This is a genomic window from Stenotrophomonas sp. YIM B06876 (assembly GCF_030711595.1).
GTDB lineage: Bacteria > Pseudomonadota > Gammaproteobacteria > Xanthomonadales > Xanthomonadaceae > Stenotrophomonas.
The window spans coordinates 238,353-251,383 of record NZ_JAUJUJ010000001.1; the positions used below are offsets into that span (position 1 = coordinate 238,353).

Annotated in this window: 11 protein-coding genes, 3 tRNA genes and 1 pseudogene; 2 read left to right on the plus strand and 13 right to left on the minus strand. The window is 67.1% G+C overall.

The features are described from left to right. Positions 1-192 precede the first annotated feature (192 nt). The gene (locus QZH66_RS01085; protein WP_305804090.1) at positions 193-480 is read left to right on the plus strand and encodes a hypothetical protein; all 288 of its coding nucleotides are present in this window, start codon (positions 193-195) and stop codon (positions 478-480) included. Further along, positions 477-1,592: a 4Fe-4S dicluster domain-containing protein gene (locus QZH66_RS01090; protein ID WP_305804091.1), complete on the plus strand. Its 1,116-nt coding sequence runs from the start codon at positions 477-479 to the stop codon at positions 1,590-1,592. Before QZH66_RS01085 ends, QZH66_RS01090 begins: the two co-directional genes overlap by 4 nt. Before the next feature lie 87 nt (positions 1,593-1,679). Here the strand turns inward: QZH66_RS01090 and QZH66_RS01095 are convergent. From QZH66_RS01095 to QZH66_RS01155, 13 genes and pseudogenes are all read right to left on the minus strand, one after another. Continuing rightward, positions 1,680-1,753, minus strand: a tRNA-Cys gene (locus tag QZH66_RS01095). A 78-nt stretch (positions 1,754-1,831) separates the two neighbouring features. Continuing rightward, positions 1,832-1,907 (minus strand) — tRNA-Gly (locus QZH66_RS01100). Between the two features lie 198 nt (positions 1,908-2,105). Next, positions 2,106-2,181: transfer RNA gene (locus QZH66_RS01105), tRNA-Gly, on the minus strand. A gap of 50 nt (positions 2,182-2,231) precedes the next feature. Then, positions 2,232-2,846: a CDP-diacylglycerol--glycerol-3-phosphate 3-phosphatidyltransferase gene (gene pgsA / locus QZH66_RS01110; protein ID WP_305804092.1), complete on the minus strand. Its 615-nt coding sequence runs from the start codon at positions 2,844-2,846 to the stop codon at positions 2,232-2,234. Between the two features lie 8 nt (positions 2,847-2,854). Then, positions 2,855-4,702, minus strand: a complete 1,848-nt coding sequence (uvrC, locus tag QZH66_RS01115; protein ID WP_305804093.1) for an excinuclease ABC subunit UvrC — start codon at positions 4,700-4,702, stop codon at positions 2,855-2,857. Beyond that, the gene (locus QZH66_RS01120; RefSeq protein WP_305804094.1) at positions 4,699-6,231 is read right to left on the minus strand and encodes a redoxin domain-containing protein; all 1,533 of its coding nucleotides are present in this window, start codon (positions 6,229-6,231) and stop codon (positions 4,699-4,701) included. The genes uvrC and QZH66_RS01120 overlap by 4 nt, the downstream gene beginning before the upstream one ends. Then, positions 6,228-6,716: a low molecular weight protein-tyrosine-phosphatase gene (locus tag QZH66_RS01125; protein ID WP_305804095.1), complete on the minus strand. Its 489-nt coding sequence runs from the start codon at positions 6,714-6,716 to the stop codon at positions 6,228-6,230. The genes QZH66_RS01120 and QZH66_RS01125 overlap by 4 nt, the downstream gene beginning before the upstream one ends. Beyond that, positions 6,713-7,489: a 3-deoxy-manno-octulosonate cytidylyltransferase gene (gene kdsB / locus QZH66_RS01130; protein ID WP_305804096.1), complete on the minus strand. Its 777-nt coding sequence runs from the start codon at positions 7,487-7,489 to the stop codon at positions 6,713-6,715. Before kdsB ends, QZH66_RS01125 begins: the two co-directional genes overlap by 4 nt. A gap of 156 nt (positions 7,490-7,645) precedes the next feature. Continuing rightward, positions 7,646-8,668 carry a tetraacyldisaccharide 4'-kinase gene (gene lpxK / locus QZH66_RS01135; RefSeq protein ID WP_305804097.1) on the minus strand — a complete coding sequence of 341 codons (1,023 nt, stop codon included), beginning with the start codon at positions 8,666-8,668 and terminating at the stop codon, positions 7,646-7,648. After that, positions 8,668-10,416 carry a lipid A export permease/ATP-binding protein MsbA gene (gene msbA, locus QZH66_RS01140; RefSeq protein WP_305804098.1) on the minus strand — a complete coding sequence of 583 codons (1,749 nt, stop codon included), beginning with the start codon at positions 10,414-10,416 and terminating at the stop codon, positions 8,668-8,670. Before msbA ends, lpxK begins: the two co-directional genes overlap by 1 nt. Further along, the gene (locus QZH66_RS01145) at positions 10,413-10,835 is read right to left on the minus strand and encodes a biopolymer transporter ExbD (protein WP_305804099.1); all 423 of its coding nucleotides are present in this window, start codon (positions 10,833-10,835) and stop codon (positions 10,413-10,415) included. Before QZH66_RS01145 ends, msbA begins: the two co-directional genes overlap by 4 nt. A 4-nt stretch (positions 10,836-10,839) precedes the next feature. Continuing rightward, positions 10,840-11,511 (minus strand): MotA/TolQ/ExbB proton channel family protein, encoded by a 672-nt coding sequence (locus QZH66_RS01150; protein ID WP_305804100.1) that lies wholly within the window; start codon positions 11,509-11,511, stop codon positions 10,840-10,842. Next, positions 11,405-13,031, minus strand: a pseudogene (locus QZH66_RS01155) (DNA internalization-related competence protein ComEC/Rec2); the annotation flags it as partial. The pseudogene QZH66_RS01155 and the gene QZH66_RS01150, both read right to left, overlap by 107 nt.

Here is a 13,031-nt window from a genome sequence, read left to right on the forward strand (position 1 = left end):
TGGCCCGGTCACCGCACTGCCGCAGCATTGCAGGCGAACCGGCAGGCACCATTGATCAGGATCAAAGCCCCACCCGCGGCACGCACCTAGGCTGGCAATCGAGGGTATTGCGCCCTCCCGCACGGCACCTGCACCACTACTCAGCTGCCCGCCTCATTGTAGCGTCCGCCCCCGCGCCACCAGGACCCGGCTATGAACGATCCCGACAACCCGCGCGCCCTTCCAACGCGGCCACCGCTGTCCCAGCTGGGCGCCATCACCTGGCCCAGCTTTTTTGCCGCCGCCGTCGCCGCGGCGGTGTTTTTCACCTTCGTCGATCCCTTGCAGCTGTGCGAAATCAGCTTTCCCGAACACCGCATCAGCCGTGAACTGGGCTACGCCGCCGGTTTCTTCCTGCTGTGGCTGGCAACCTTCTCCACCAGCACCGTGACCTGGCTCCTGCTGCGTCCGCCAACCGACGCCGGGATGCCACTGGAATGACCGCGCCACGCCCCCTGCCGCCGCCGCGCTCTGCACCGGTGCCATCGCCGGCCGGTCCGCCATCGGCCCGCCGCCACACCGGCGCATACGGGCGCTGGCGACGGATCATCGCCGCGAGCCTGCTGGTGGCGTTCTACCTGATGCCCTGGCTGCAGTGGAACCGGCAACCGGCGGTCCGGCTGGATCTGCTCGCACGCCGCTTCGATCTGTTCGGGCTGACCCTGTGGCCGCAGGATGGCCTGCTGGTACTGGGCGCAGCGCTGCTGGCCGCGGCAGGGCTCGCCTTGGCGACCACGCTTTTCGGGCGATTGTGGTGCGGCTATGCCTGCCCGCAGACCCTGCTCTCACGGCTCTTCCGGACCATCGAGCAGATGACCGAGCGCACCGGCGCGGCACGGATTCCGGCGCGGATACTGCGCCAACTGCTGTGGGCCGGCATCTCGCTGTGGACCGGCATCACCTTTGTCGGGTTCTTTTCCCCGCCGGGCGAACTGCTCAACCCTCTGCGCCCGTTTGCGTGGACCGGATGGGAAAGCTTCTGGGCCCTGTTCTACGCGCTGGCAACCTGGATAAATGTGGTCTACCTGCGCGGACAGGTCTGCGCGCATCTGTGCCCCTATGCCCGGCTGCAGCCCGTGCTGACCGATCGCGACACCCCACGGGTGGTCTACAACGCACGCTGCGGCGAGCCGCGAGGCCCGCGCACCGCAGGCAATGGCAGCGTGATGCAGCGTGCCCGCGGCTTGCTGGATCCAACCACGGCAAGCGATTACGTTTTCCGCGCCGCCCATCCGGCCATCGCCGGCACCCTGCCCCGCTTCAGCGAGGAACATCTGGGCGACTGCACCGACTGCAGGGCGTGCGTGGACGCCTGCCCCTCCGCTCTGGACATCCGCAACGGCAGCAACACCCAGTGCATCGAATGCGGCGCCTGCATCGACGCCTGCCACGCCGAAATGGCGCGCTGTGGCTTTCCCGACCGTCTGATCCGGCGCGCAAGCCAGAACCACATCGAACAACGCCCGCGCCAGCGGCTGCGCCCCAAAGTGATGGCGGCGGCGCTGTTGGTGGCCGCGCTGATGCTGTTCGGGATATTGAGTACCTTGCAGTGAGCGCCAAGGCCCTGGCCCCGCGTGCCTTCCCCCGCAGGAGCAGGTGTGGAGACAATAAAAAAGCCCCGCAATGCGGGGCTTTTTTATTGGAGGCCTGGGTCGGAATCGAACCGGCGTACGCGGATTTGCAATCCGCTGCATAACCACTCTGCTACCAGGCCGGTAGGCTTTGCACTTTATCGCACCCGTTCCGGGGTATCGATATGACAAGACCCCGCTTGCGGGGTCCTGTCGAATACTGGAGCGGGAAACGAGACTCGAACTCGCGACCTCAACCTTGGCAAGGTTGCGCTCTACCAACTGAGCTATTCCCGCTTGGGAGCCGTGCATGATACAGACTTCGTGATCAATGCGCCAGCCTTTTTAACAAACTTCTTCACATCGTTCCGGGCAACGGATCAGCCGTTGTTTCCACCGGCAGATTGCAACGGCAACTTCCGGCAACCTGAAACCTGGCAGAACCCGAACCTCCCAGAAAGAAACACTCCCGGATTTCAAGAAGTTCTTTCAACCTGGAGCGGGAAACGAGACTCGAACTCGCGACCTCAACCTTGGCAAGGTTGCGCTCTACCAACTGAGCTATTCCCGCTTGGGAGGCGAAATTCTACATGCAATCGCCTACCTGTCAACAGCCCTTTTTCATTTTTTTTTCGCTTGCGCGCGCGCCGCCATCTCATCGGCCCGCAAACTCGGCCATGCCGCATGCAGATATTGGATGCCCGACCACAATGTCAGCAGCGCGGCTATTGCCAGCGTCCAGTCGCCCACATGGAAAACCGGCACGCCCATCCAGATATCGCCGATCGCGGCATTGGGGGAAACCGAATACAGCAGGCACAGCAATGCGACCATCTGCGCGGTGGTTTTGACCTTGCCGATCACCGCCACGCGCACCTTGGCACGCTGCCCGATCTCGGCCATCCACTCGCGCAGTGCCGACACCGCGATTTCGCGGCCGACGATCACCGCCGCCCAGAACGCCATCCACGCGGTGGGATGGCCCTGCACGATCAGGAACAGGGCCACGGCGACCATCAGCTTGTCGGCCACCGGATCCAGGAACGCACCGAACGCGGAGTGCAGCTGGTAGCGCCGCGCGACCCAGCCATCCAGCCAGTCGGTGATGGCGGCCACGCCGAAAATGGCGGCGGAAGCGAAATTCGTCCACGGATACGGCAGGTAGAACACCACGACCAGCACCGGGATCATCAAGATCCGCAGCAGTGTCAGCCAAGTGGGGATGGTCAGTTTCATATGCAGCTCTACTCCGCTGCCGTATCGGGCATCGACAGCCCATGCAGGTTAGCGTAGATCCGTGCAGCCAGGGCGGCATTGATCCCGTCCACCCGTGCAATTTCGGCCTCGCCAGCGGCCTTCAAACCGGCCAATCCGCCAAAATGTTTGAGCAGGCTGGCGCGACGGCGCGGGCCGATACCGGCGATATCCTCCAGCTTGCTGGTCATGCGGGTTTTCTGGCGGCGGCCGCGATGACCGGTGATCGCGAAGCGGTGCGCCTCGTCGCGTACCTGCTGGATGAACTGCAAGGCCGGGGAGGCGGCACCCGGGCGCAATTCGCGGCCGTCGGGCAGCACCAGCGTCTCGTGGCCGGCGCGCCGCTCCACGCCCTTGGCCACGCCCACCAGCATCACCCCTTCCACCCCCAGATCCGCCAGCGCCGCCTGCGCCTGCGCCAGCTGGCCGGCACCACCGTCGATCAGCAGCACATCCGGCAACACCCCCTCTTCCTGCACCGCGCGGCGGAAGCGGCGATCGATCGCCTGATGCATTGCCGCGTAGTCGTCGCCCGGCTCGATGCCGCTGATGTTGTAGCGCCGGTACTGCCCGCGAACCGGGCCGGTGGCGTCGAACACCACGCACGAGGCCACGGTCGCCTCGCCCATGGTGTGGCTGATATCGAAACACTCCACCCGCTTCACCGGCTCGGCCAGGCCCAGCATTTCGCGCACCGCTTCGCTGCGGGCGTGCTGGGCACTGCGGCTTCCCAGCTCGGCGACCAGGGTGATCTGCGCATTGCGACTGGCCAGATCGACATAACCTGCGCGTTCACCACGCACATTCCACCGCAACGTGACCTTGCGTTCGGCGGCGGCGCCCAGCGCGGCTTCGATCAATGCAGCATCGGCGATTTCGCGGTCCAGCAGGATCTCCGCCGGCGGCGCATGTTCGGCGTAGTACTGCGACACGAACGCGCCCAGCACCTCGGCCGCACTGTCTTCGCCATTGGTGCGCGGGAAGAACGAGCGCGTACCGAGGTTGCGGCCGTCGCGGAAGGCCAGCAGCAGCACGCAGGCGCTGGCGCCCTGGGTGGCGCAGGCCAGCACATCCAGATCGGCGGCGCGGCCATCGACGTACTGCCGGTTCTGCATGCTGCGCAGCGAGGCGATCAGATCACGCAAGCGTGCGGCGCGCTCGAACTCCAGCGCATCGCTGGCATCCTGCATCGCCCGCCCCAGCTCTTCGGCAAGCTGGTCGCTCTTGCCTTCCAGGAACAACGTGGCCTGGCGCACGGATTCGGCGTATTCGGCCGCCGGCACCAGCGCCACGCATGGCGCGCTGCAGCGGCCGATCTGGTACTGCAGACAAGGCCGCGAACGGTTGCGGAACACGCTGTCCTCGCAACTGCGCAGCTTGAACAGCTTGTGCATCAGGTTGAGCGTTTCGCGTACCGCGGTGACTCCCGGGTACGGCCCGAAATAGCGCCCCGGTACCGCGCGCGGCCCGCGATGCAGGCCGATCCGTGGCCACTCCTCGCGCGTCAGCAGCACATGCGGATAGGTCTTGTCATCGCGCAGCGAGACGTTGTAACGCGGCGACAACGACTTGATCAGCTGGTTTTCCAGCAGCAGCGCTTCGGCCTCGGTGCGGGTGACGGTCGCATCCATCCGCGCCACCTGCGACAGCATCATCATGATCCGCGTGGTCTTGGGCGAGCCGTTGAAATAGCTGCCCACGCGCTTGCGCAGCGCGCCGGCCTTGCCGACGTACAGCAAGGTGTCATCGGCCGCATACATGCGATAGACGCCGGGCGCCATGCTCAAGCCTGCGGCGAACGCCTTGCCATCGAAACCGGAAGCAGAGGCAACGCTCATTCGTCTATCAGGACGTCACTCAGCTCGCCGCTGGCCGGATCGAACCGCAACACGGCGTGGGCATCGGTTTCGGCGATCCACACCGCGCCCGCCCCGGCCGCCAGGGCGGCAGGGCCGTGCAGGCGGCGGGGCAAGGTGACGGTGGCCAACTCGCCGCCGCCCAAGCGCAACGTGCGCAGGCTGCCATTGCCGGTATCGGCGATCCACAGCAGCGGTGAGTCCGGACTCAGCGCGATGGCCTGCGGATACTGCAACCGCGCACTGCTGCGCGGGCCATCGACCTCACCGGACTCCCATGCGCCGGTACCGACCAGGGTCTGCACCAGGTCACCGCGCAGCTGCATCGAGCGTACCGCCGAGCCGAGCGCGTCACACACGTAGAGCACCTGCTGCACCGCGGCCAGCCCGCACGGCTGGGCGAACGCGGCCATGTGACCGCTGCCATCGCGCACCTCGATCGGGCCGGCGCCGGCACGCCAGCGCAACACACGGCTGCCCAGCTCGTAGCTCCAGATATGGTTGTCGCCGGACATCGCGATGTGGATCTGGTTGTCGGCCATGACGATGTCGGCCGGATGGTTGAGCGGACTGTCCCACGGCTGCGCCAGCTGTCCTTCCACCGGATCGCCGGCGCGGCCGGTGCCGCACAGCGTGTCCACCTGGCCAGTGAGCAGGTTGATCCGGCGCAGCGCGNGGTTGAGCGGACTGTCCCACGGCTGCGCCAGCTGTCCTTCCACCGGATCGCCGGCGCGGCCGGTGCCGCACAGCGTGTCCACCTGGCCAGTGAGCAGGTTGATCCGGCGCAGCGCGTGATTGCCGGTATCGGCCACGTACAGGCTGTCACGGGTAACCGCCAGCCCCTGCGGCCGGTTGAAGGCGGCTTCGGCCATGCTGCCGTTGACCATATCGGCGGTACCGATACCGAACTGGCGCAGGATGCGGCCGCCGTGCGTGCACTCCAGCACCCGGTGATGGCCGGTGTCGGCCACATACAGGCGGTCAGCCGTCACCGCCAGCCCGGCGGGGAAACGCAATGGCAGCCGCGGCTCGGCATTGGTCTCGGCGGTTGCGCGCAGATCCTCGTCCAACGGCCGCGCCAGCCCTTCGCACAAGGCGTTCAACGCGCGGTCCAGATCTCCGGCCAGGCCGACCATGCGCTCACGCTCTTTGCCTTGCGCATCGATCAACAGCAGCGTTGGCCAGGACTCGATTCCGAACCGCTGCCAGTTCTGCCACTGCGCATCCAGCAACACCGGTGCGGTCACTCCGCGGCGACGCAACAGCTTCAGCGACTGCTGCGGGTCACGCTCGAAATCGAAGCGTGGCAGCTGGATCACCACCAGCTGCAGCTTGCCGGGATTGCGCGCCTGCCACTGCGCCAGTTCGGCCAACCGCTGCGTACACCAGACCGAGGCGGCGTTGACGAACGCCAGCACCAGCGGCCGGCCACGAAGGTCGGTCAAGGTGGAGGGGGTGGCGTTGAGCCAGGTCCCGGAGATCTGCAAATCCTGTGCGAGCTGAGCATTCATGGCCCGATTATGCCGGACTCCGCCGCCTGCACCATCCTTCGCACCGTGGCCTGCGCTGCCGCATCGACCAGTGTCCAGGTCTGCTCGAAATCCTCCGGACCACCGTAATAGGGATCGGGAATGGAGCCGTCGCCATCGATCCCGGCCCAGGGCAGCCACAACGCCAGCCGCTCGCCACCTGCCGCGCCGGCCAGCTTCGAGGCGTCCTGCAGGTTGGCCTGATCGGCGCAGAACACCCGATCGAAGCGGACAAAATCCTGCACCTGCAGCTGCCGGGCGCGCAGGCCGGCGATGTCGACCCCGTGCCGGCGGGCGCAGGCGATCGCGCGCGGATCCGGGGCGCGGCCGATATGCCAATCCGAGGTTCCCGCCGAGTCCACCTGCACATGGCCGGCCAGCACCGACGCTTCGAGACGGGCACGCAACGCGCCTTCGGCCATCGGCGAGCGGCAGATGTTGCCCAGACAGACAAAAAGCAGCTTCATGACTGCGCCCGCATCAGCGCATCGGCCCGCGCCAGATCTTCCGCGGTATCGATTCCCGGCGGAAACGGCGCCGGCGACAGCGACACCGCAATGCGCCAGCCAGCTTCCATCACCCGCAGCTGCTCCAGCGATTCGATCTGCTCCAGTTCACCCGGCGGCATCGCCGCAAACTGGCGCAGGAAACCGGCGCGGTAGCCGTAGATGCCGATGTGCCGCAGCCAGTGCGGCCCCGGCAACCGCTCCCGCGCGTGGGCAAACGCATCACGATGCCAGGGAATCGGCGCCCGGCTGAAATACAGCGCATCGCCGCGGGCATTGCGCACCAGCTTGACCACGTTGGGGTCGAACAGGGTTTCGGCATCCTCCACCGGCGTGGCCAATGTGGCCATCTGCGCCCCGCTCAGCGCCAGCGTATCGGCAACCGCGCGGATGCCGGCAGCCGGTGCAAACGGCTCGTCGCCCTGCAGGTTGACCACGATCACGTCGTCGGCCCAGCCCGCCGCGCGCGAACATTCGGCCAGGCGGTCGGTGCCGGAGGCATGCGCCGGATCGGTCATCGCCACCCGCACCCCCTCCAGGCCTTCGATCGCCGCGGCGATGCGCGCGTCGTCGGTCGCCACCCAGACTTCGCGTGCGCCGGCACTGAGCGCACGCCGGGCCACATGCAGCACCATCGGCTCCCCGGCCAGGTGCGCCAGCGGCTTTCCCGGCAGCCGGGTGGAGGCGTGACGCGCCGGAATGGCCACGACAAAATCCACGCAAGCCGCACTCATGCGCCCATCATCCCGCTGCTGCTGACTGCGATACCGCTGGCCGCCATGGGCGTGCTCCGTTGAACCTGGGGAGCGCTAGTCTGCATCAGCCATGCCACGATCACGAGTGGCGGGCTTGCCGCGCTACGGCAGGCCGGTGGCCGCGCAACGCCGTTTTCAGTTCCTGCCGAGCTTTTCCAGCCGGTCCAGCAGCGCGATCCAGAACGCGGCGGGCAGCTCGGCCTGCAGCGGGACGCTGTAGTGCCAACTGGTGGCGAACGCGTGGCATTTGACCGCGTCCTTCTCGGTCATCAGCAGCGGCAATTCGCTGCCGAATGAAAGATCCGACGCCTGGTAGCGGTGATGGTCGGCAAAGGCGTGCGGCACCACGCCGATCCCGCGGGCGCGCAACATTTCAAAAAACCGTTGTGGATGGGCAATGCCCGCAACCGCGTGCACGCGCTGCCCGGCAAAGGCCTGCAACGGCCGCTCCCGTCCGCCCTTCAACGGCTGCGCCCCGTCGATGCGCAAGCGCATCGGCCACTCGCCGAAACCGGACTGCGGTGCCGACGGTGCCTGGTCACTGCCCTGGCCCAGGTTGACCACGCGGAAATCGCACTCCTGCGCCCGCGCCACCGGTTCACGCAGCGGGCCGGCCGGCAGCAACCGGCCGTTGCCGTAACGGCGCTGCGCATCGACCACCTCGATCTCGATATCGCGCGCCAGCCGGTAGTGCTGCAAGCCGTCATCGCACACCACCACATCACACCCGGCCTCCAGCAGCGCCCTGGCCGCGGCGACCCGGTCACGATCCACCCGTACCGGCACGCCGGCCTTGTGTGCAATCAGCAACGGCTCGTCGCCCCCCAGCTCCGGCGCCAGCTCGGGCGTCACCCAGCGCGCTGTTGCCGCGTCATCGCGCCCATAACCGCGACTGGCGACACCGGGCTTCCAGCCGGCGTCGCGCAGGCGGTTGACCAGGGCGATGGTCAGCGGCGTTTTCCCGGTACCGCCAGCCGTGACATTGCCGACCACGATGACCGGCACCGGTACCTGGGTGCGGCGCAACCAGCCGCGCCGGTAGAGCGAACGCCGCAGCGCGACCACGGCGCCATACAGCGGCGCCAGCAGCCGTGCCGACACCGGCACCGGACCGCCGTCATACCAGTAAGACGGTGTGCGGGCTCCACGCTGCGCCATCAGGACTGCCTTTCCCGGAACTGCATGCGGTGCAGGTGTTCATACAACCCGCCCAATGCCAGCAGCTCCGCGTGGGTCCCGCGCTCGACGATGCGGCCCCGCTCCATCACCAGCACCTGGTCGGCATGTTCGATGGTGGACAGGCGATGGGCGATCACCAGCGTGGTGCGATCGGGCATCAACCGGTGCAACGCATCCTGCACCAGACGCTCGGATTCATTGTCCAGCGCAGCGGTCGCCTCATCCAGGATCAGCAGCGGTGCATCGCGCAGGATCGCCCGGGCAATGGCCAACCGTTGCCGCTGGCCACCGGAAAGCAGTGCTCCGTTCTCACCAACCGGGGTCTGCAACTGTTGCGGCAGCCGCTCGATGAATTCCCAGGCATTGGCCGCCTCGGCCGCGGCGCGGATCTGCGCTTCGGTCGCCTCGGTGCCATAGGCGATATTGGCCGCGATGGTGTCATCGAACAGCATCACCTTCTGCCCGACCAGGGCAATCTGGCGGCGCAGGTCGCTCAACGGATAATCATCCAGCCCCACCCCATCCAAAGTGATGCGGCCGCCATTGGGCTCGTAGAAACGCGGCACCAGCCGCACCAGACTGGTCTTGCCGCTGCCCGAGCGGCCGACGATCGCGGTCACCGTCCCCGGCCGGGCGACAAAACTGATGTCATCCAGCGCCAGCCCGGCGTCATGCTGATAGCGCAGCATCACGTGTTCGAAACGCAGCTCGCCGCGCACCCGCGGCACGCGGTGCGTGCCTTCGTCGCGCTCCTCTTCCGTATCCAGGATCGAGAACAGCCGCTCCGCGGCCGCCACCCCGCGCGAAATCGAGGTCTGCACGCTGGTCAGGCGCCGCAGCGAGGGAATGATCGCCATCATGGCCGACATCAGCATCATGAACTGGCCGGCATTCAACCGGCCGGCAAGCGATTCGCGCGAGGCCACCCACACAATCACCGCCAGCGCCAGCGCCGCCAGGAATTGCACGGTGCTGGAGGCGGTGGCACGGGTGGTTTCCACCTTCATGTTGAGGCCGAGCATGCGGTTGGCCAGGCGCGCATAGCGGGCGATTTCCCGTTCCTGGGTGCCATGCACCTTCACTTCCTGCTGTGCGGCCAACGACTGCTCGGCAGTCTGCGCCATCGCGCCCATGCCGTCCTGGATACCGCGGCTGATCCGCCGGTAGCGCTTGCCGACGTAGGACACGATCAGCCCGATCAGCGGCACCACCAGCAGCATCGCCACCGTCACCTTGATACTGGCCTGCAGCATCACCACCAGCATCGCCACGATGGTCAAACCGTCGGCGACGATGGTCTTGAGCGAATCGGCACTGGCCTGGGTGAGCTGCTCGGTATCGAAGTTCAACCGGCTCACCATCACCGGAGTCGCTTCCGTATCGAAATGGGTGGAGGGCAGATGCAGGTATTTGGCCAGCACCCGCTGCCGCAGGTCGCGTACCACGCTGCGGCCGGTGCGCGCCATGCAGTAGTCGCTGACAAAGGTCGCCATGCTGCGGACGATGAACACGCCGAGGATGGCCAGCGGCAACAGCACCGCCATCCTCGGCTCGGGATTGACGAAGCCCTTGTTGATCAACGGGTCCATCAACCGCGCGAAGCAGTAACCGGCACCGGCTTCGATGACCATCGCCACCAGCGCAAAGCTGAGGAACCGGGAATAGCCCCGGGTATAACCGAGCAACCGGCGATAGACCGGCCATATCGGCACGTGCGGCTCGCTCATTGCGTCACTTCCGGGGCGGTGGCGATGGCGATGCGACGGAAACCGAGCTGTCCCAAGGCATCCTGCGCGGTGACCACGGCCTGGTAGGGCGTGCGTGCATCGGCGCGCAGCAGCACCGTCTGCTGGCGATCATCCCCGGCCACCCGGGCGATGGTCTGTTTCACCGACTCGACATCGGTGCGCAGCACTTCCTGGTCGTTGATGAAATAGCGCCCTTCGGCATTGACCAGCACACTCAGCGAGCGCGGTGGCTCGGAATTGTTCTGGTCGCTGGCGGTGGGCAGCTGCAACTGCAGGGTGGACCGCGCATCGAAGGTGGTGGTGATCACGAAGAAGATGATCAGCACCAGGATCACATCGATCAGCGGCACCAGGTCGATATGCGGCTCGTCCTGGGCGCGGCTATCACGTATGCGCATGCCCTCAGCCCTTGGCCGGGGCCGGCGCACGCGGCTCGGCAAGCGCCGGCTTGGCCGCTGCCGCCATCACCGCCGGGCGGCCATCCAGCGCATCCAGCAGCGCCGTGGCCTCTTTTTCCATTTCAATCACGTAACCGCCGATCAGCCCCTTGAAATGGCGGTGGAACATCAGCGCCGGGATCGCCACGATCATGCCGGTGGCGGTGCAGACCAGCGCCTTGCCGATACCGCCGGCCAGCTGGTTCACGTCACCCACGCCGTGGTCGAGGATGCCCAGGAACATCTGGATCATGCCGACCACCGTCCCCAGCAGGCCCAGCAGCGGCCCGGCCGAGGCGATTGTGCCCAATGCATTGAGGAACCGCTCCATCCGGTGCACCAGATGCCGCCCGCTGTCCTCGATCCGCTCGCGGATCTGGTCGCGCGGGCGGTTGCGGGCTTCCAGCGCCGTGGCCAACAGCGCCCCGAGCGGGGAATTGGCACGCAGCGATTCGATATGCGAGGCATCCAGCTTGCCGCGGGCCGCCCAGTTGCGCACTTCCTGCCCCAGTCCCGGCGGCAGTACCTCGTTACGCCGCAAGGTCCAGAAACGCTCCAGGACGATCGCCAACGCCACCACTCCCAACAACAGCAGCGGCACCATCGGCCAGCCACCGGCCTTGACCAGTTCCCACACGTTTCAACCCTCCGGCACTGCGGCCGCCTGTTCAACGGCCGATAGAATAGCAGCCGACCGGGCCCGCTCCGCGGCATCCCAGATCCGTACCCGCCACGATCGCCGTTCCCGGACCTGCAATCCGTCCGCACCGAGCCATACACGTACCGCCCCGCTGTCGGCAGACCCCAGTACTTCAGCCCCGGCCGTGCGCCAGCGCCGCACCACTTCCGCCCGCGGATGGCCGAAGCGGTTGCCGTGCCCGGACGACATCAACACCAGCCGTGCGTGCGTGGCTGCCACAAATGCCGGTTGCGACGAGCCGCCACTGCCATGGTGCGCAGCCACCACCACCTCGGCGCGCAGGCTGTCGTGCCAGCGCCGCACCAGCCCCTGTTCGATCACCTCGCCGATATCCCCGGCCAGCAGGATCGCGCCATGGCGGCTTTCCACCCGCAGCACGCAACTGGATTCATTTCCCAGGTACGGGAACGCCGGCGGTGGATGCAGGAAGCCGAAGCGCACCCCATCCCACTCCCAGCCCTCGCCGCCGACGCAGGGGCGGTCCGGCTGCAACGTCATCCCCGGCGGCGCCCGCCAAGCGGTGACCGGGTAGGCGCGGCGCACCGCCTGAAAGCCGCCGGCATGGTCGTTGTCGCCGTGGCTGATCACCACCTGGTCAAGCCGCGCGACCCCCAACGCACGCAGCGCCGGCACCACCGCCCGCTCGCCGGCATCGAAGCCCTCGCGCACCGCCGGCCCGGCGTCGTAGAGCAGTGCATGCCGTGCGGTACGCACCAGCACCGACAGCCCCTGCCCCACATCCACCATCACCAGCTCGACCTCCCCGTGCCGCGGCAGCTCACGTGCCGGCCACAGCAACGGCAGCCACAGCAACAGCGCCAGCGTCTTGCCGGGAACCGCGCGCGGCAACAGCAACCAGAAGGCCCCGAGCATTGCCAGCGGCACCGCCAACGCCCCGCCTTCCGGCAACCACCACAACGCGAACCGGCTGCTGCCGAGCCACTCGAACAACGGCCAGCTGCGATCAAAACACCATGACGACAACCGCCATGACCAGACCCCCCAGCCGGGAGCGACCGCTTCAAGCCCGGTTCCGAGCAAGGCCAGCGGCACAACCACCAGACTCCACCACGGGATGGCCACCATGTTGGCCAAGGGCCCGGCGAGCGAGGCCTGCCCGAACAGCGCGGCGGTCAACGGCAGCAACCCCACCGTGGCAACGCCCTGCGCCGAGAAAAAGCTCCGGAGCCAATGCGCGTTGCCCTCGGGCAGACACCAGACCAGCCAGGCCACTCCGGCAAAACTCAGCCAGAACCCCGCTGCCAGAATCGACAGTGGGTCCCACAGCAAGACCGCGATCGCCGCCAGCGCCAGCGAGTCGGCCACACCGGCCGGACGTCGCCACAACCGCGCCGCCACCACTACCGCGATCATCAACACGGTACGCACCGTGGGCAGCGCGAATCCGGCAACGGCCGCGTAGAGTGCGGCGCCGGCCAGCGCGGCCAGCGCGGCGG